General features: G+C 46.0%; 18 protein-coding genes. 7 read left to right on the top strand and 11 right to left on the bottom strand.

Annotation, left to right across the window (positions count from 1 at the left end):
* Nucleotides 1-58 precede the first annotated feature (58 nt).
* Nucleotides 59-1,939, bottom strand: a complete 1,881-nt coding sequence (gene parE, locus FTU42_RS00325; RefSeq protein ID WP_100354951.1) for a DNA topoisomerase IV subunit B — start codon at nucleotides 1,937-1,939, stop codon at nucleotides 59-61.
* A gap of 1 nt (nucleotide 1,940) precedes the next feature.
* A complete protein-coding gene (locus FTU42_RS00320; protein WP_180050768.1) occupies nucleotides 1,941-2,534 on the bottom strand; it encodes a YqiA/YcfP family alpha/beta fold hydrolase in 594 nt (197 codons plus the stop codon).
* 246 nt (nucleotides 2,535-2,780) lie between these two features.
* Between FTU42_RS00320 and FTU42_RS00315 the strand changes: the two genes are divergently transcribed.
* A complete protein-coding gene (locus tag FTU42_RS00315) occupies nucleotides 2,781-4,112 on the top strand; it encodes a hypothetical protein (RefSeq protein ID WP_005173301.1) in 1,332 nt (443 codons plus the stop codon).
* Nucleotides 4,113-4,163: 51 nt separating this feature from the next.
* Here the strand turns inward: FTU42_RS00315 and FTU42_RS00310 are convergent, their stop codons facing one another.
* Both FTU42_RS00310 and gshA read right to left on the bottom strand, forming a co-directional pair.
* Nucleotides 4,164-4,691 (bottom strand): disulfide bond formation protein B, encoded by a 528-nt coding sequence (locus FTU42_RS00310; protein WP_074383842.1) that lies wholly within the window; start codon nucleotides 4,689-4,691, stop codon nucleotides 4,164-4,166.
* An 18-nt stretch (nucleotides 4,692-4,709) separates the two neighbouring features.
* Nucleotides 4,710-6,287: a glutamate--cysteine ligase gene (gene gshA, locus FTU42_RS00305; RefSeq protein ID WP_180082890.1), complete on the bottom strand. Its 1,578-nt coding sequence runs from the start codon at nucleotides 6,285-6,287 to the stop codon at nucleotides 4,710-4,712.
* A 211-nt stretch (nucleotides 6,288-6,498) separates the two neighbouring features.
* Here gshA and FTU42_RS00300 point away from each other — a divergent pair, with 211 nt between their 5' ends.
* The 3 genes from FTU42_RS00300 to FTU42_RS00290 are packed head-to-tail and all read left to right on the top strand — an operon-like array spanning nucleotide 6,499 to nucleotide 8,955.
* Nucleotides 6,499-7,038: a DUF924 family protein gene (locus FTU42_RS00300; protein WP_074383840.1), complete on the top strand. Its 540-nt coding sequence runs from the start codon at nucleotides 6,499-6,501 to the stop codon at nucleotides 7,036-7,038.
* Nucleotides 7,039-7,090: 52 nt separating this feature from the next.
* Nucleotides 7,091-7,642 carry a hypothetical protein gene (locus tag FTU42_RS00295; RefSeq protein ID WP_180082889.1) on the top strand — a complete coding sequence of 184 codons (552 nt, stop codon included), beginning with the start codon at nucleotides 7,091-7,093 and terminating at the stop codon, nucleotides 7,640-7,642.
* 11 nt (nucleotides 7,643-7,653) lie between these two features.
* Nucleotides 7,654-8,955: a DUF445 domain-containing protein gene (locus FTU42_RS00290; protein ID WP_180082888.1), complete on the top strand. Its 1,302-nt coding sequence runs from the start codon at nucleotides 7,654-7,656 to the stop codon at nucleotides 8,953-8,955.
* An 80-nt stretch (nucleotides 8,956-9,035) separates the two neighbouring features.
* On the opposite strand, the gene FTU42_RS00285 is transcribed toward FTU42_RS00290, so the two are convergent.
* A complete protein-coding gene (locus FTU42_RS00285; protein ID WP_159138402.1) occupies nucleotides 9,036-9,323 on the bottom strand; it encodes a DUF2798 domain-containing protein in 288 nt (95 codons plus the stop codon).
* A gap of 258 nt (nucleotides 9,324-9,581) precedes the next feature.
* Between FTU42_RS00285 and argS the strand changes: the two genes are divergently transcribed.
* Entirely contained in the window at nucleotides 9,582-11,372 is a 1,791-nt protein-coding gene (gene argS / locus FTU42_RS00280) for an arginine--tRNA ligase (RefSeq protein WP_180082887.1), read from the top strand.
* Nucleotides 11,373-11,680: 308 nt separating this feature from the next.
* The gene (locus FTU42_RS00275; protein WP_180050764.1) at nucleotides 11,681-12,295 is read left to right on the top strand and encodes an SPOR domain-containing protein; all 615 of its coding nucleotides are present in this window, start codon (nucleotides 11,681-11,683) and stop codon (nucleotides 12,293-12,295) included.
* 163 nt (nucleotides 12,296-12,458) lie between these two features.
* On the opposite strand, the gene asd is transcribed toward FTU42_RS00275, so the two are convergent.
* The 5 genes from asd to FTU42_RS00250 form a co-directional block, all read right to left on the bottom strand.
* Nucleotides 12,459-13,310 carry an archaetidylserine decarboxylase gene (gene asd / locus FTU42_RS00270; RefSeq protein ID WP_180050761.1) on the bottom strand — a complete coding sequence of 284 codons (852 nt, stop codon included), beginning with the start codon at nucleotides 13,308-13,310 and terminating at the stop codon, nucleotides 12,459-12,461.
* The gene (locus FTU42_RS00265) at nucleotides 13,307-14,155 is read right to left on the bottom strand and encodes a sulfurtransferase (RefSeq protein WP_180082886.1); all 849 of its coding nucleotides are present in this window, start codon (nucleotides 14,153-14,155) and stop codon (nucleotides 13,307-13,309) included. Before FTU42_RS00265 ends, asd begins: the two co-directional genes overlap by 4 nt.
* 183 nt (nucleotides 14,156-14,338) lie before the next feature.
* Entirely contained in the window at nucleotides 14,339-15,544 is a 1,206-nt protein-coding gene (gene pncB, locus FTU42_RS00260; RefSeq protein WP_100357001.1) for a nicotinate phosphoribosyltransferase, read from the bottom strand.
* A gap of 118 nt (nucleotides 15,545-15,662) precedes the next feature.
* Entirely contained in the window at nucleotides 15,663-16,193 is a 531-nt protein-coding gene (locus FTU42_RS00255; protein ID WP_180082885.1) for an ankyrin repeat domain-containing protein, read from the bottom strand.
* Nucleotides 16,194-16,380: 187 nt separating this feature from the next.
* On the bottom strand, nucleotides 16,381-17,895 hold the full coding sequence (locus tag FTU42_RS00250) for a catalase (protein WP_180082884.1): 1,515 nt from the start codon (nucleotides 17,893-17,895) through the stop codon (nucleotides 16,381-16,383).
* Between the two features lie 227 nt (nucleotides 17,896-18,122).
* On the opposite strand from FTU42_RS00250, the gene dtd reads away from it, so the two are divergent.
* Nucleotides 18,123-18,563, top strand: a complete 441-nt coding sequence (gene dtd / locus FTU42_RS00245; RefSeq protein WP_180082883.1) for a D-aminoacyl-tRNA deacylase — start codon at nucleotides 18,123-18,125, stop codon at nucleotides 18,561-18,563.
* Here dtd and FTU42_RS00240 read toward each other — a convergent pair whose 3' ends face one another.
* Nucleotides 18,564-19,079 carry a hypothetical protein gene (locus FTU42_RS00240; RefSeq protein WP_180082882.1) on the bottom strand — a complete coding sequence of 172 codons (516 nt, stop codon included), beginning with the start codon at nucleotides 19,077-19,079 and terminating at the stop codon, nucleotides 18,564-18,566.
* Between the last annotated feature and the right edge of the window lie 27 nt (nucleotides 19,080-19,106).

Below are 19,106 nucleotides of genomic sequence, written 5' to 3'. Positions count from 1 at the left end.
AGATTCAAGCCAGCAAAAAGCCCGCAGTTGCGGGCTCTTGATCTAAAAAAGAGTGCTATTACACAATAATATCTGCCAGATTGCCTTTTTGCTCTAACCATTCCTTACGGTCACTGGCACGTTTTTTCGCAAGTAACTTATCCAGTAAACCTGCGGTAAAATGACTATCATCCAAATCCAGCTGCACCAAACGGCGTGTATTTGGATCTAAGGTCGTTTCACGTAACTGGCTGGCATTCATCTCGCCCAGACCTTTGAATCGGGTAATTTGCGGATTTTTGCTTTTGCATTTTTTCAAAATACCATTGAGCTCGTCATCATCCAGGGCATAGTGCACGTCTTTGTTGTCATCAATCCGATACAAGGGCGGCATGGCAACGAATAAATGCCCTTCTTCCACCAAGGTTGGGAAATGCTTGACGAACAGGGCACAGAGCAAAGTTGCAATATGCAGACCGTCGGAATCGGCATCGGCCAGAATACAGATTTTGCCATAACGTAGTTCTGACAGGTCATCTGAACCCGGATCGACCCCGATCGCAATCGCGATGTTATGTACTTCTTGCGATGCCAAAACTTCATCCGAAGAGACTTCCCAAGTGTTTAGAATTTTACCGCGAATGGGCATGATCGCCTGGAAGTTTTTATCACGCGCCTGTTTGGCAGAACCACCCGCAGAATCGCCTTCCACAATAAACAGTTCCGACTGATCCAGATCATGTCCAACACAGTCGGATAATTTACCCGGCAAGGTTGGACCGGCCACAATTTTTTTACGTTCTACTTTTTTCGCGGCTTTTAAACGGCGACCCGCTTTAGAAATGGCCATTTCAGCCAGTTGCATCGCGATATCAGAATTCTGGTTTAGCCAGAGTGCAAATGCATCTTTGGCAATATTTTGCACCGTACCTGAGGCTTCACGACTCGACAGACGCTCTTTGGTTTGTCCCGAGAACTGCGGCTCCTGGAATTTCAGCGACAGAATATAGTTGACACCATCCCAGACATCTTCCGCAGAGAGTTTCATATTACGCGGCAACAGATTACGCAGCTCACAGAATTCACGCATGGCATCGGTCACGCCTGAACGTAAACCATTGACATGGGTACCGCCCTGCGCGGTCGGAATCAGGTTGACATAGGACTCCTGAATGCTATCGCCGCCTTCTACATTCCAGCAAATCGCAAACTCGGCACTGGCACGCTCAGCGTCACCTGTTGCAACAAAAGCCGGTGCAGGAATGATTTCACGATCCTCAAGCTCATCCATCAAATAGTCGACCAGACCATTTTCAAACTGCCAGCTGATCTTTTCGTCATTGATCTGGTCAATATAATTGATCTGTAAGCCCGCAGCCAAAACCGCTTTGGCTTTGAGATTATGCTTTAAAGCTTTTAAGGCAAATTTGGGTGAATCGAAGTATTTGGTTTCAGGCCAGAAATGTACCGTAGTTCCCGAGGCACGTTTAGGCGCCTTGCCTGCCAGCACTTCAAGAGGTGCAACCGGCTCACCATTTTCAAAGGCCATTTTATACAGGTTGCCCTGACGCTGAACTTCAACTTCTACACGGGTCGAAAGTGCATTAACGACTGAAATCCCCACGCCATGCAAACCACCGGAAAACTGGTAGTTATCGGTGCTGAACTTACCACCGGCATGCAGTTTGGTCATGATGATTTCAATACCACTTTGACCATATTCGGGATGAATATCGACTGGCATACCACGACCGTTATCTTCGACAGATAATGAACCATCTTTACAGACCGTGACGGTAATCTTGTTGGCATGTCCGGCCAAGGCCTCATCGACAGCATTATCAATCACTTCCTGCGCCAGATGGTTCGGACGAGAGGTATCGGTATACATGCCCGGACGACGACGTACCGGATCCAGACCAGATAAAACTTCAAGAGATTGAGCCGTATATTGAGACACGTTATTCGGTTTCCTTTTTTATGCAGTCCAACAAAAACTGTAAAAGCAGCGGAATTTTCTCCGCAAAATCATCCATCCCGTGACTGCCATTTGCTTCGGTCATCAGCATTGCAGGGGGACGCGCAGCACTATAATAACGATGTGCTTCACGATAATCCAAAACTTCATCGCCTTGTTGCAGCAGAACCAGCATTTTGTCTGCATCTTGTGCAACTGGCAGGGCCAATTGTTGCAGTTGTCGAAGATCCACATCATCCAGACACCAGTTCGGATGCACCTGCAAAGGCAGTTGCTCGTCAAACAGTTCACGAAACAGTTGCCATGGTCGCATTGCCGGATTAATCAGTACAGCAGGCACAGCATGCTGTGCGACCAGATATGTCGCATAGAATCCGCCGAGACTGCTGCCCACCAGCGCCACATCTTGCATTGACTGAATCCGCTCGGAAAGCTGCTGAATCGCAGCCAGTGGCGACATATTTAAATCAGGCAAATGCACCTGAACCCCGGAGTATTTTGCACAGTAGTGTTGCAGCAATGTCCCCTTGATCGAGTGGGCATTACTTTTAAAGCCATGCAAATAAATAATATTCATGAACTACCAACAAAAAACCCATTCATCATCAAAATTTAATTTAAAAAATGTGAAGTACACTACAATATCAGACCCGTTAATTACTTAAATTGTCTGACAAAAAAGCCAGAAGTATTCTGTAATTCTCGCTATTTTAGAATGAAGGCCTCAATATCTGGAAACTCGACAAGAAAAAGAATTTATACCGCGAAGTTCTTTAAAAAGAAAGATGACAAATCATGCGGCTCATTGAAAGGACAGCATCAGATGCCAAGTTTGACACCGTTACATGAAACCTATTGTCGCTGGGACCGAACCCCACCGAGTCAGGCCGATGTACTGGAAGGTCTGGCGCAGCTGGTGACGACGCGCTTTAACGACGTGATTCAGGAACTGATCAAGAGTATTCAACGTGAAATTTTAATGAGTATTTTTGGTTTAAGTGAAAATAATTCACAAAAAATTCAGAATATTCCATCGATTGCCCGGCTCTATCAAATGTCCTATGACATGCTGTTTCATTATGGCAATACCCTGATTGCACCCGGTCTACGCCAGATTATTGAACGTTTTCCCAAACTGCATAATAAGCCGCTGACGCCTTCCTTGCATTTTCTGGTCAGTGCCTTAAATGGCATTATTGGGGATTATCTGCTGAAATATCAAAACCCTTTGGCCTTGCCCATGGTGATCTATGATCATTATGGCTCATTGCAAAATGGTGAGCTGAGCGGACGGATTACCCTGTTTGTACATGGCTTATGCATGAACCATTTAGACTGGTCAAATCGAAAATATGAAGGGATTGGAGAAAAATTACTGGCCCAGCGCGACCGCAATACCATGCTGTATCTGAATTACAATACTGGTCGGCGAATTTCAGCCAATGGCCGCAGTCTGGCCAATACCTTGCAGGATCTAGTTGCTCGCAATCCGAGAATTACCAGTATTGACCTGATCGGGCATAGCATGGGGGGGCTGGTCTCTCGTAGTGCGCTGTTTTATGGCAAGCAGAATATGTATGGCTGGATCAATATGGTGGAGAATCTGGTCTGTCTCGGTTCACCGCATCATGGTGCTGTTCTGGAACGTTTTGGGTTTAGCTTGCAGGACAAACTTGGACATTTCCCGCTGATCCGGCTGATTGGTCATCTGGTCAATATTCGCAGTAATGGGATTCTGGATTTACGCCATGGCAGCGTCCGTGATGATGACTGGGAGCATAATGCGCTTCGGATCGGCTTTATGGATGACAACCGTAAACCTGCCCCGATCCCGTCGCATATCGACACCTATCTGGTTGCGGGTACGATCGAATTTGAAAACCGCAAAAACAAGACCCTGCACGTGATTGGCGACTATCTGGTCAGTATCAAAAGCGCTTTGGGCGAGCATCCCAATCCGCGTTTCCAGCTCAAAGTTCCGGATGCCCACAAGGCTATTTTCTATGGCTTGAACCATTTCGAGATTCAATATCATCCGCTGGTCGCCGAACAGGTGGCACGCTGGTTCTATCCAAGTGTAGAAGATGAAGCCTTTGATCAAATTCGTGAATATACAATTGATCTGGAAAGTCTGGAAGGTATTGCCCTGACTTAACTTTCAGCGCATTAACAAGCCCTCAATTGAGGGCTTGTTAATGCGAACTTATTAATATTTATCTCTGAGCCGTTTAACCGGTGCAGTTTTATATTTGCGCAGCAGTTGCCATAGACTGACCAGCAATAAAATACTAAAGAAGATCAGAGACCAGACCGGCAAAGATTGCCCCAAGAAAATCCAGTCAATGGTGGCACACTCGCCAGAACCATTGAGTACCTGTTGCAATACCGACTGCATTGGCAAGGTTTCCAGCCAGTATTCCAGGCCAGGACCACAGCTCGGCACCTGATCCGGTGGCAGATTCTGTAACCAGACATGCCGGGCAGCGACGCCCACAGACCATAAAATACTCAGCGAACCTAGCAAGGCATAGAGCCGCTTCATGATATTGGATTTAGGGTTATGCAGACATGCGATGAGTGAGATGATCCCCAGTCCAATTAATCCCACACGCTGAAACACACAGAGTGGACAAGGCACCAGGCCTTGTACATGCTCAAGATATAAGGCAAATGCCATTCCAATGACAGCAGCCAAAAATAACATACCACTCACGAAGCGATAACCCCATTGCATGGTGAATCCTCTTATTTTTTATCGATATTGGGCTAAATAATCAGCAAAACTGACGCTGCTATCTTGCTCGAGTTGCTGTTGTTGCTGCAATGACTTTTGTGACATTTCTTCAAAATAAGCCAGTGTTTCCGGGCTGAGCTGATGTGTTTCATAAACACTGCTATGTTGCTGAGCGAGATGCTGGCCAAAGTGCCACATACTGCCTTGAGTGCGTGTATCGCCCACCACCAGGGCAGATAAAGTTGCATCAACTTCATCGACCCGGATCTGCATCATCTTCATGGCATTGCTATACAGGTCGGTTGCATAGGTCTGATTGAGCAGCTCGGCCAGAGGCTGCATGCGTTGCAGATGTATGGCACACCAGTCTTCAATCGGATAGCATTGACCATCTGCCAGAATTGCAGCATTCGGCGCACGGCCACGATTTACCACTTCGGTCTGATTCTGCTCAATGATCTCCTGCTCCTCACCGAAAAGTGCTGGACTGTCCTGCAATAAACAATACAAGGCCACCACTTCCAGGAAGCCGGCGGTGTCTTCATTGATGCCAATCGGGCTATATGGATTGACATCGACTGCCCGCAGCTCGACATAGGCAATCCCGCGATTTTCCAGCGCTTGAGATGGGGTTTCACCCTCTTGTGGCACCTGCTTCGGACGTACCAGACTGTAATATTCATTTTCGATTTGCAGCACATGATCATTGATCTGAGTCGGCTGGCCATCTGCTGCATTTAGTCCAAGACGACTAAAGGGTTTATACGGCGTTTTGACTGCTTTTTGCAGTCCTTCTAGATAGTCTTGCAAGTTATTATAGTGAATGCCGAGCTGTTTCTGGGCTGAGTTCTGGTAGCCAAATCGTCCCATACGCAATGCTGTCGCATAAGGGGTATACAGGGTGCCTTTTACCAAGGGCAATAGATGATGATCACGACCGGTCATAAAGCACTGGCAGACTGCCGGACTGGCACCGACCAGGAACATCACCAGTGGGGTCAGACGAATAAAGTTACGGATCAGTCCCATATAGCGGTGGCTGCGATAATCCTGCAGGCTTAAGTCCTTGAGTGCTTCATCCTGCTCCTGCTGCTGTAAGGCTTCGAACAGATGATCCGGGAAAGACAGGTTATAATGCACCCCTGAAATGGTCTGCATACGGCGACCATAACGCACCCCCAAGCCATGACGATACAAGGTTTTAAATAAGCCGATATTCGAGCTGCCATACTGCGCCAACGGAATACTTTCATCGCGGCTATCCAGCATGCAGGGCATTGACATCGGCCAGAGTTTTTCCTCATTTTCCAGATGACGATGCACAATCGCGTGAATATCAGTGAGATAGTCCAAGGCTTTTTTGATCGTGTCCTGCGGCGGCGTAATAAACTCCATTAAGGCTTCAGAATAGTCTGTGGTGATATGTGGATGAGTCAAGGCTGAACCCAAGGCACGCGGATGCCCTGCCTGTGACAGGAAACCATCACTCTGCATACGTAAGCTTTCACGCTCAATACCACGCAGCATGCCTTTGATGAGTGACGACTCTACCCAGGTCGGTAACACATTTTGGGAAGTCGGTTCAGGTTGACTCATTACAATCTCGCTTAAAGGGGCTAAACTATTAAATTAAAATCATCAGTTTAATCAGTATACCGTGATTTCTGGCCGGCACATGATAGGCTGTCTAGTTTTCAGGCAAACTATTGATTTTTAATTTGGCAATTTTTTAACACAAACTTCCCCTATAAGACATGTGAAATTTGTGATTTTATAATTAAATGAGCAGAGGCAAACAATAAAGCATATGAATTATCAAGATTTTTTAGACTTCTGGTTTTCCCCGGCCGCAGAACCGAACTGGTTTGTTAAAAGCGCAGCCTTTGATGCCTTACTGGCTGAAAAGTTTAGCGTCTTGCATCGGCAGGCCGCACAAGGCGAATTATGGACCTGGCGAGAAACGCCAGCAGGCCGGGTGGCCGAAATCATTATCCTGGATCAGTTATCCCGTAATTTATATCGCAATGATCCACGTGCTTTTGCTCAAGATGGTATGGCTTTGGTTCTGGCTCAGGAAATGATCCAGTTAAAACTCGATCAAGCGCTTGATCCAGTCTACCGCCGTTTTTTATACATGCCCTTTATGCACAGTGAGTCAACACGTATCCATGAAGTGGCATTGCAGCTGTTTGAAGCGCTGGATAATCCAACTGTGTTGGACTATGAGCTAAGACATAAAGTGATTATTGACCGTTTCGGACGTTATCCGCATCGAAACCAGCTTTTAGGCCGGGAATCGACAGCGGAAGAATTAACTTTCCTGACCCAGCCAGACAGTAGTTTTTAAGAGTTTTTAAGCTCCGCTATCTGGACTGGATCATTGCATCAGGAGATCGAACATGAAATATACCCTCTGCGGGCTGGCTCTCATTGCGGTACTGGGTCTGAGTGGCTGTGCAACGACACCCTCAAAGCCTTTAAGCTTTGATCAGTTGGGCCGCTACAGTACCACGCCCCTCAACAGCAACACCTATCGGATTGGGTTTCAGGCCCGGCCCAATATGAGCTTTGGCACGGCTGAGGAAATTACCCTGCTCAAAGCCGCGCAGACCACTGTGCAAAATGGCTTTCAGTTCTTTAGAGTGCTGAATGATCCAAGTAATCGTACCCAGCAACCGCCACGTCAGGCGATCGTCTATCCGGCACCGAGCTATTATCCATATGGTTATTACCGTCGCTATCCGGGGTTCTGGCCAGACCCGTTCTATGACCGTCCTTATACTGTCAGCCTGGATCCTGCTCAGGTGGCCTATACCATTGAATGCTTTAAAGCCGGTCAGGCACCTAGCGATGCTTTCGATGCGCGCTTGATTTTACAGTCACTTGGGACTAAATATGGTCTAAGTCCATCCGGCGCAGTGCTGCAACCGCAACCGGCCAATCCCTCTTGACAGGATGATCTATGCAGACAGAGCGTATCTCACCGAGCTTACAACGCAGTAAACGTTTTGCGACCATCGCGCTGGTGGTCGCGGTACTGATCTGGTTGGCACTCATGCTTGCTGCCAAGCTGCTGCCCGAATATGTCTGGCTGATTCATATCCTGATGCTCTCTGCAGAAGCCGGTGTGGTCGGTGGTCTGGCTGACTGGTATGCGATTACCGTACTGTTCCGTAATCCTTTTGGCCGCTTGCCGATCCCGAAATTTTTACGTGACCATACCGAAATCATTCCCCGCAACAAGGCCCGTATTGCAGAGTCAATGGGCCGTTTTGTGCAGGAAAATTTTCTCTCTCCGCAAATTGTACAGCGCAGTCTGGCCAGTACCGACCTGAGTCTGGCCGCGGGGCGCTGGCTGGCGAATCCGCAGAATAATGCCCAGGTCACCCAGGTGATCCAGCAAACCGTGCCTAAAGTTTTCGAATTTGTCGGGCAGGAACAGATTGCCGGATTTATCCAGAATAATAGCGTGCAATGGGTCAAGAACACCCAGATCAATACCCTGGCCAGCGAGATGCTGCGCGCCGTACTCGAAAATGATTTTCATCAGGATGTACTGCAACGCGGCCTAGACGTGGTACATGCCTGGATGAGCTCACATCCTGAAGAAACCCGGGAACTGACCCGCAACCTGTTCAAGGAAATGGGAGTCTGGAAACTGGCCAAAGGCGCGAGCTGGATTGGAATTGATGTACAGCAACGCAGTATTGATTCTGTCATTCAGAGGGTTGAAGCGATGCTGGCCGACCCGGATCATCCGTGGCGGCTGAAAATTGAGGAGATGGGACAAAACTGGATGTTGCAGCTGGCGGATAATGACAGTGAAGCAAGTCGTCGCCTGAATGAAACCAAAGATGCCTTACTGGACAGTCCACAAGTGCTGAATTTTATCAGTGGTGCGGTGGTGATTTTATGTGATGCGATCAAAACCGACTTGCAGAAAGCCGATTCCGGTATTGCTGAAAATCTCAGGATTGCCATTCAGCAAGTGGGAGAAAACATTATCTCGAATGCCTCAGTCCGTGAGCTGTTGAATAAACGCCTCAGCGCGATCGCGGTTGACCTGAGTGACCAGTACAGTGAAAAAGTGATTCGCTTTATCAGCGAACGCATTCACGAATGGGATTCCAGCGAGATGATCGACAAGATTGAAAATGAAGTCGGCGGTGACCTTCATATGATCCGGGTCAATGGCGTTGTGGTCGGTGCCTGCATCGGTCTGGTGTTGGGGATCATTCGTGCAGCGGTCGAACATCTGCTTTAAACAATAAGCCCTGCCTTAATCCATCATCCTTTAACCCGTGTGAAGCCCTTCAGCTTCGATCTGGCGATTCTGAAGGAAATTTATTTTGGTGCCTGAGGGCCGGACATATCGACCAGTAGCCCGGTAAACTTGCGTACAAAGGGCAATAAGGTCACCACAATCGGAAAGGCAATCGCCCAGGAAATCATCCAGTTATGGAACCAGAGCGCCATAAAGCCTTCAATCCAGCCCAGATTACGCAGCATATTGATCATGGAAATGATGCCACTCATCAGGCAAGACAGGATAAAAGGCACAATAATCAAGGCCCATTTTGCAGGAAGTTTAGGAATATCACCGATAATGGTCGGACGTTGTGGTGCAGCCACGGCATGCTCTTCTTACTATTCTCAGATGACTAATATAAGCCAAATATCGCACTGTGGCGCAGTGTTTTTTTTATGGGCATTTTTAAGCTAAAACTGCTTGTATTTTCATGAGATTCATCCAGTGATTCTGCATTTATTCAGCCCAAAATTTCCGACTAAGTGACCCGCTCCTTTTGATTCCCTAGAAATGCGTTTACCTAAAGAGCATGAAATTTGCTATATTTGCTGTTTTTCTGCGACATTTATTTTCGACTGATTATGAACACGGCAATCCAAGCAGCTCTAGAACATGCAGTGCAATCCCTTCAAGCTGAAGGTGTCCTCCCATCTGACTGGAAAAACAGCAGTAGTTTGACGCGTACCAAAGACCGAACACACGGTGATTTCGCCTCAAATATCGCGATGATTGCCTCTAAAGCTGCGGGTATGAAGCCGCGTGATTTAGCAGAAAAAATGCTTGCTGTTCTTCCTGAAGTGGCAGATATCAGCAAAGCGGAAATCGCAGGTCCTGGTTTTATTAACTTCTTCCTCAATGCAGACCAGCGCTTTGTGGTACTCGATCAAATTCAAGCACAGCAAGATGCTTATGGTCGCACCCAGGTCAATGCGGACAAACGCATTCAGGTTGAATTTGTCTCTGCCAATCCGACCTCTAGCCTGCACGTGGGTCATGGTCGTGGTGCCGCGTATGGCATGACCGTTGCCAATCTTTTAGAGGCGACTGGTGCCAAAGTAGATCGCGAATACTATGTCAATGATGCTGGCCGTCAAATGGACATTCTGGCCACTTCAACTTACCTGCGTTATTTAGAGTTAAATGGTCAGGAACTGGTCTTCCCGAAAAATGCTTACCAAGGCGACTATGTCAAAGAAATCGCGCAAAGCATTATTGACCAGGATGGCGATGCTTATGTCCGCCCGGTTGCGGATGTGTATAAAGATGTACCGGAAGATGTGCAATTCGCTGCTGAACTGGATGCAGATGGCAACAAAGTGGTGGTGTCTGGCGATAAAGAAAAACACATTGATGGTTTGATCTTTAATTCTCAGGCGTTGATTGGTACAGGCTACCGTGTCTTCCTACAGGCAGCACTCAAAGCGATTCTGGACGATATTAAAGATGACCTGGGCGAATTTGGTGTCACTTTCAACCAATGGTTCAGCGAAGAATCATTAACCGACAAAATTGAAGAAGCCTTACAGACCTTAGATCAACGTGGTTTCCTGTACGAAAAAGATGGCAATATCTGGTTCAAGTCGACTGAATTTGGTGATGAAAAAGACCGTGTAGTGAAACGCCGTAATGGCCAGACCACCTACTTTGCCTCTGACATTGCCTATCACCTGAATAAATTACAACGTGGCTATACCGATATTATTGATATCTGGGGTTCAGACCACCACGGTTATATCGCACGTGTAAAAGCAGCGATTGATGCGATGGGCTATGACTCGAAGAAATTAACAGTGCTTCTGGTTCAGTTTGTCAGCCTGTGGCGCGGTGGCGAGATGGTACAAATGTCATCTCGTTCAGGTCAGTTCGTGACCTTGCGTGATCTGCGTAAAGAAGTCGGCAACGATGCTGCACGTTTCTACTATGTGATGCGTAAATCTGAACAACACATCGATTTCGATCTAGACTTAGCGGTGTCGCAAAGCAAAGACAATGCTGTGTATTACATCCAGTATGCGCATGCCCGAATCTGCCGTATGTTAGAAAAAGCGGCCTCTACAGGTGTGAATTTTGACGCTGCGGCAGCGCGTAGTTTGGCTGCCCGACTTGAGCTGGATGCTGAAACCGAAGTTCTGGCTAAACTGGCTGCCTATCCAGAAATTCTGGTGCGTGCTGCAAACAGCCATGAGCCACATCAAATCGGCAACTACCTGAAAGAGCTGGCAGCCTTGTTCCACGGCTGGTACAACGACAATAAGGTACTCGGTGATGATGCTGAACTGACTCAGGCGCGCTTACTGTTATCAGTGAACGTACGTCAGGTATTGCGTAATGGCTTAGAACTTTTAGGTGTGTCTGCGCCTGAGAGCATGTAAGCAAAGCACCGCTTTGCATGCTCGCAAGGCGAAAGCTTCGCTTGAGTAAGCATGTATAGATTGTTTTGCATGCTCGCAAGACAAAAGCTCTACTCGAAGCCACAACGAAAACTGTTGTTTTAGCTGTTCAGAAAATACCTGGCTAGATTCTGCCAGCTATTTGAAAAAATAGCTCAAGTATAAATCTGGTGTGCAGTTTGATCTAAATAATGACATTTGGATCTTAATCACATAGGATGAAATAATAGTCAGGCATAACCACTGTTATGCCTTTTCTATGAGGCAACCCCATATAGAGGAAATCCCAAGTGTTTGGAAAAACGCAACGCGGTGTATCTGAAAGACCGAATAAGCCTAAAAAGCCACTGATTCCGACCTGGCTCGGCACACTCGTGATCATTTTAATCGTGTTGAGTTTTTTAATGGCACTGATGTTGTGGAAGCCATGGGAACCGGTTAAGCCTAAAACTCAAACGACTACAGCATCTGTCCAGGAAGAAGACACCAATAAGGATTACCGTTTTTACGATTTGTTGCCACAACAACAAGTAACTCCGATTCCTGAACAGGCGGTACCTGAAGCTAAAAGACAGGATACTGTGGTGATTGTAGAAGCACCTCGACCTGAAGTTCCTGAAGCTGCAGCAAGCACCGAACCTGGCTTGGAAGTCAGCGAAGCACCGGTTACAGCTCCGGTCAGCTATATTCTGCAAGTACGCAGCTTTGATGATCCGGATCAGGCCGATGCCCGCCGTGCGGAAATTATTCTGAATGGCCTGTCTGCTGATGTGGTCAGAAGCGTAGAAAATGGCAAAGTCTGGTATCGCGTGGTCTCAGGCCCTTATGACTCGGCTGATGCGGCACTGATTGCCCAGCAGACCTTGCAACACAGTGGCATTGATTCGATTGTGGTGAAACGCTAAAGATTTAAATGAGAAAAAGCGCCTGATGGCGCTTTTTTTGTATCCTTCCCTCTTTGGAAAAGGGTGAGGAGCATTGCTCCGCAAGGGAGGATTTATATCATTCAGGATTAATCCCCCTCGATCCCCCTTTGAAAAAGGGGGAGGATACAAGAGGCTAAAATCTTTAAACCGTATGCCCCAATGCTTCACCCATATTCACCAAAGAATTGGCCTTGAACGCGGCATCCCACTGCATTTTATGTTCTTCAAATAAAATCACTGCAGTTGAACCAAGGTAGAACCGGCCCAGTTCAGCACCCTTTTCCAAATATAAATTATGCTGGTTCAATTCAATACGACCAGATGGCTTCACTTTGCCGGTGGCAACAGTTTCAATACCGGCCACAATCATCGCGCCGACCAACACTACTGCCATACGGCCAATTTCCGTATCAAACAGGCAGACCATGCGTTCATTGCGGGCAAACAGGCCCGGAATATTTTCTGCAGTCACCTGATTCACCGAGAACAGCTCGCCTGGGACATACAATGTTTCCGTCAAGGTGCCGGCAAATGGCATATGCACCCGATGATAATCACGCGGCGATAAATACACGGTCGCGAACTCACCATTTTTGAAGGGTTCAGCCAGTTGCGGGTCAGCAATCAGCGCTTCTACAGTAAATTTCTGGCCTTTGGCCTGGAATACATCACCATTTTCAATTTTACCCAACTGGGAAATTGCACCATCTGCTGGCGAAACAATACTGCTAGTATCTGGATCAACTGCACGGACACCCTCTTTCAGGGCACGGGTAAAGAATTCATTAAATGATTTGAATTTCAGTGCATTAGCCTGTTCAGCAATCGACATATCAATGTCGTACTGTGCCTTAAAGGCGCTAATTACCGCTGTTTTGATAATCGGGTTTTCGCTGGCTGCAACTTTACCCACCACACGAGACAAGCGATGTTGCGGGACTAATCGTTGAGCTTTAATAAAAAACTGCTGTTTTAAACGTGATGTGATGCTCAAGATGGCAACTCCCCTGTGGCGATTGGACTATCGAGGCGGTTGCCCCATTCACTCCACGCACCATCATAGGCTCGAATTTTCCAGCCCAACAGGCGACCTAAAATATAGGCCAGACCTGAACGGTGATGGGACTGGCAGTACACCACAACTGGCTGATTTAAATCGAAACCGAGTTGTTCCAGACGCTGCTGGGTACGTGGTAAGGGGTGCAATTTTAAATGATTTTCACGGTTAAGGGCAGTACTCCATTCAAAATGACGAGCTCCCGGAATATGACCACCGCGTCGCGCTGCCAAACGCAGACCAGTATATTCATCTTCAGTCCGGCAATCCCAGAGTTGAACTCGTTCATTTTCAACAAGCTGGCGCAATTCAGCATAGTCAATCTGAAACGATGCTTTATTCTCAAGATTGACAGGAACCAAGTGACTCACCGGGTTAAATATTTCCTGATCGGAAGAGGTCGGCAAACCGGCACCAAGCCAGGCATGAATACCACCATTTAGCAAGCTGGTATTTTCGAAACCCAGACAATGTAGATTCCAGAGCAGACGCCCTGCCCATGCACCGCCCTCATCATCATAGGCCACGACATGATATTCAGGTGAAATATTCAGATAATTAATTAAGGCCTGCAAACCTTCCGCGTCCGGTAATAAGCCCATGCTATATTCATCCTGACGCACCAGCATTTTTGGCTTTAAATGAAGTGCATGCGGAATATGCAGCTGTTCATACACAGAAGCACGACTCAGGTCGACAATACGAAGTTTTTCATGGCCCAAATAGGGAACTAAATCTTCTGCCTCGATCAGCAGACCAAAATTAAAAGCTGAAGCTATCATCGTTATCATGGCTATGATGGGTCAAATTGTTTTGATCTTAGCACAGCTCATTTTTACACTTATGCGGTTTCTTTTAAGATGATTAGCAGGATTTTAGATAAGTCATGCTAAAAAGCCATCTTGTATAAAAAAACCGCCCCTGTAGCGAAGCGGTTTTTAAAATTACTCATGTCTAAAATGTGCTTAAGCAGGTTCAGTGATCTCGAAAACCTGACGCAAATAAGCCAGGAAAGTATCATTATCAGTCATGGTTTTGCCTGGACTGTCCGAAATTTTTGCCACCGACTGACGGTTACATTCCACCAGTTTCAATACGATATTTAAGGGGGTTTGGCCCATGTCGTTGGTCAGGTTGGTGCCAATCCCGAAACTGACCTGAAAACGGTCTTTAAAGTATTGATGCAGTTTCCAGGCTTTTTCCAGATTCAGACCATCACTGAAAGTCAGCATTTTGGTTTTGCTGTCAATTTTCAGTTTTTTATAATGTGCATAGGCCTTGTCACCCCAAACATAGGGATCACCACTGTCATGACGCAGGCCGTCAAACAGTTTGGCAAAATACAGGTCAAAATCACGCAGGAAAGCATCCATACCGACCACATCGGTCAGGGCAATGCCTAAATCACCACGATATTCCTGTACCCAGGTTTCCAGTGCAGATTTCTGGAAATTACGCAGACGCACGTCAAGCGCCTGAAATGCTTGCAGGAATTCATGCGCCATGGTGCCAATCGGGGTAATTCCCAGCTCTTTGGCCAATAACACATTACTGGTACCACGGAAGACATGTGGTGCAGCCTTGTTGAATTCTTCTACCACATGCTTTTGCCATTCGAAACTATAACGGCGACGTGTCCCAAAATCCGACACTAAAAATGGCGGATCATGTGGATGTTGCGATGCATCGTATTCTTTTAATAATTGTATTTTTGCCTGTAAACGGCGCTCACCTTCAGCCAGCACTTCAGGACTACGGATCCGGCTAAAATACAGTTCATTGACAATTGCCAGTACGAAGATTTCAAACATCATCGCCTGAACCATCGGGCCTTCAATGGTGATATCTAAACGACCTTCGCTATCGATACTGGCCTGAATAAAACGGCGTTTCAGTTGAAACAGTTCCAGATAATCGACGAAATCACTCTTGATAAAACGCAGACTTCTTAAATATTGCAACTCGTCTTCTTTAAAGTTGAGCTGACACAACAGATCAAGTTGATGATTGAGATCATCCAGAATATCCGTCAGTGGATAGACTGTATCTTCCAGATTACGACAACGAAAATGGTAGACACTATGCGTTTGCGGAAACTTGTGTAATACCACTTGTAACATGGTGAATTTGTACAAGTCAGTATCTAACAGGGAACGGATAATTGGAGCCATAACTAAGGAAATATCGCTGTGCTTATCTCAACATTAAAGCATAAAATTTTATGCAATATTGCAGGATTTACGTACAGCTAGCTGAATTCGCGACAAAAGTATCAGAGTATAAGGGGTTTTATTTCGGCAACTGGCCTGGGGTTTTCCCCTGTTCCTGAATGATTTTCTGCAGCTGTTTTTCCTGACCAATCACCTTGGCAAATTCGGCTGTGGTCTTTTGCCCGGTCTGCTTGGCTTGGGCATCACAGTCGACCTGACGCAGCTGTTTGGCAATCGCAAGTTCCATTTTAAACAGTGCCCCCATCAATGCGGTATTGCCTTTATTGTCGCGGGCGCAACGATCAGCACCATGATTGAGCAAGGTCGTCACAATAGTTTGATGACCATAATAGGTCGCCATCATCAGTGGGGTAAAACCGGCACTATTGCGTACATCAACCGGAAAACCATACTTTAGAAATTCATGAATCACTTCGTGATTGCCGGTTTTGGCTGCGGCAAAAAACAATGCAACTAATTCCTGTTGTGAGCTCATCTGAACATTTTCCACAGTTTTAGCGGGGGAGATCTCCTTGGCGGTGGCCACGTTTGCGAATATGGAACCTATCGCGAGAATACTGGCTAAAACAGCATGCTGCATAGCTTTCATAATGAACTCCAACAGAAATCAAATAGAGACATGAATCGAAAATGATTCTATTCAGATTAGATAAGATGAGTAAAACGGAGTGCCTGTAGAACTCCCCCTAGGGTGCAGGAAAGGTTTGGAGTTCTACAGGACTTTGCGGAGGTGAATTCTTAAACCCTAGTCACCAATCCTGATCGACCAATCGAAATCAGTCTTTGAGTTGTGCTGCTTTGGCTTTGACCGTTGCGATGTTGCCCTTCACCGCTTTGGTCATACGTGTACCGTAGTCGGCATCTGCCTTGTAGAAATAAGACAACATGATGTGCTTGGTTTCTGAATCTTTTACTGCACCTAAGTCCGCAGCCAGGTTCATAATCAAGTCATCTTTCTCTTTGGCAGTATACGAACGGTACAGCTCACCTGCCTGCTTGAAGTTCTGCTCTTTCACACCGATTTGCTGTACATGACCCGATAATGGTGTTTGTACCGCACGTGCTTTTGCAGTTGCAGCTTTTGGCTCTTTGCGGCTTGGCTCATAGTTCACATCCGAATCACGCTCAGACACGTTCATATAACCTTCCTGGTTGTTGTTATTTACAGCAACCACTGGACGGTTCACCGGAATTTGCTGGTGATTCACACCCAGACGATACATTTGCGTATCTGAGTAAGAGAAGATACGGCCTTGTAGCAGACGGTCTTCCGATGGCTCAATACCCGGAACCAGATTACCTGGTGCAAATGCCGACTGTTCAGTCTCATTGAAGAAGTTCTTTGGCATGCGGTTCAGGGTCAATGTCCCCACTTTCACTTCTGGAACTAAGTCAGTTGGCCAGATCTTGGTGGGATCAAGTGGGTCAAAATCAAATTTGCCGAGATCTTTTGGATCCAGTACCTGGATATGCAGATCCCATTTCGGGAAGTTGCCGGCATAAATGTTGTTATAAAGATCATTGGTCAAGTGATTGAAGTCTTTGCCCTGTTGCACGGCAGCTTCTTTCACATTCAAACCCTTCACGCCTTGTTGCGAGCGGAAGTTGAATTTCACATATTTGTATTCGCCCTTGTCGTTATATAGCTTGTAAGCATGTACACCGAAACCGTCCTGTTCGCGGTAGCTGGTGGGCACACCTTGTTTGCCGTACACATAAGTCAGCATGTTGGTAGCCCATGGCTGGCTCGACAGGAAGTCAAATACACGGTTGGCATCTTGTACGTTTGTCACCGGGCTTGGCTTCATTGCATGAATGAAGTCCGGGAATTTGATCGCATCACGGATGAAGAATACCGGTGTCTGGTTACCGACCAGATCCCAATTCCCTTCTTGAGTATAGAACTTGATCGCGAAACCGTGCGGGTCACGCAGGGTTTCCGGTGAACCTTTACCATGAATTACCGTAGACATACGTACAAAAACTGGAGTTTTAGTACCGGTCTTGAATAGAGAAGCAATTGTTAAGTCAGACAGGTCTTTAGTTGCAACGAATTCACCATAAGCCCCTGTACCACGCGCATGTACCACACGCTCCGGAATACGCTCACGACCAAAACGTTGTAGTTTTTGTACCAATTGAACGTCTTGAAGCAAGACTGAACCATTTGGGCCTGCTGTGATTGAGTTCTGGTTATCACCGACTGGCGCGCCATTGTCTTTCGTTAAAGGAGCAGCTTGTGCAGCTGTGATAGTTGCAAGCATTGCAACCAGTAATGAACGCTTAAACATTTCTAAATCTCTCAATTTATTACCTTTCCTGCATGGGCTAAGATACGCGAACGCAATAAATAGATAAAACAGATTATTTTTATTAATTCAATCGTTTTAATGAATTTATAAAAATTAATCAATTGATTTTCAGATATTTAAAGCTCATAAAATCAGCATCTCATACTGTTCCAGATTTTATTCTTGCTACAATCACGTCCATCTATCATTAGCAGTTCATATGTAAAATGCGTGCCTTATTACAAAGAGTTTTAGAAGCTAAAGTCGTGGTCGAGGGTGAAACCACCGGGGAAATTGAAAAAGGAATTCTGGTTTTTCTAGGTTTAGGTAAAGATGACAGTCTGGAAAAAGGCAAAAAGCTGATTGATAAGATATTGAAATACCGCTTCTTTGATGATGAACAGGGCAAAATGGGCTGGAATGTTGCCCAAGCCGGAGGTGGTTTGCTTCTGGTTTCACAATTTACCCTGATGGCACAAACCCAAAAAGGTTTACGTCCCGACTTTGGTCCCGCCATGCCACCTGCCGAGGCTAAAGCACTTTATGAGCAGCTGGTAGAATATGCCCAAAGCCAGTTTGAACATGTGCAAACCGGTATTTTTGCCGCCGACATGAAAGTCCATTTGGTCAATGATGGACCGGTGACATTTAATCTGGAAGTTGAATAGTTAAATTTTTGAATTCATAAGAAACTGTTGTGTAGAAGTAGCTTGCTGAATCATATCTTCAGTAGCTCTTTTACCACTCATAGTTTCATTAATCTCAAGTAAAACCCTAGAAATAATTATACTTCGGATATAGCTAAACTTACCGATCTGCATGTTTTCAAAAACTTCTTTTTCCTTACTAGTTAGCAATCTATCCAAATGCTGCAAAATTAGGTTATCTAGATGCCACGCAAAACCTTTCGAGGTATCTTCACAACTAGATAAGATTAGATAATGTATCCTTAAAATTATCGCTCTAAATATAAATAGTAATTCCCAAAGACTGTCTCCTATGTATATTCTTAGACTCTCTATCGGGTAAGTAAATGCTAAAAATTCTGAAACTAACGTTTCATGGTCTTGGCTATTTACAATATTTTGATATTTTTCTCTCCGAAATAACCATTCATATTCATCTACTGTAAAAATATCTACCAGTCCACCTATAATCCCTGGAGAATCTTTGGATAATCTCAAAAACACATCCCAAGTTTTTTCTAAAGC

It is taken from the genome of Acinetobacter sp. YH12102, from assembly GCF_013419125.1.
In the GTDB taxonomy this organism is placed as follows: Bacteria; Pseudomonadota; Gammaproteobacteria; order Pseudomonadales; family Moraxellaceae; genus Acinetobacter; species Acinetobacter pseudolwoffii.
Note: the sequence above shows the minus strand (reverse complement) of the source record. Positions and strands in the feature narration are given on the sequence as shown.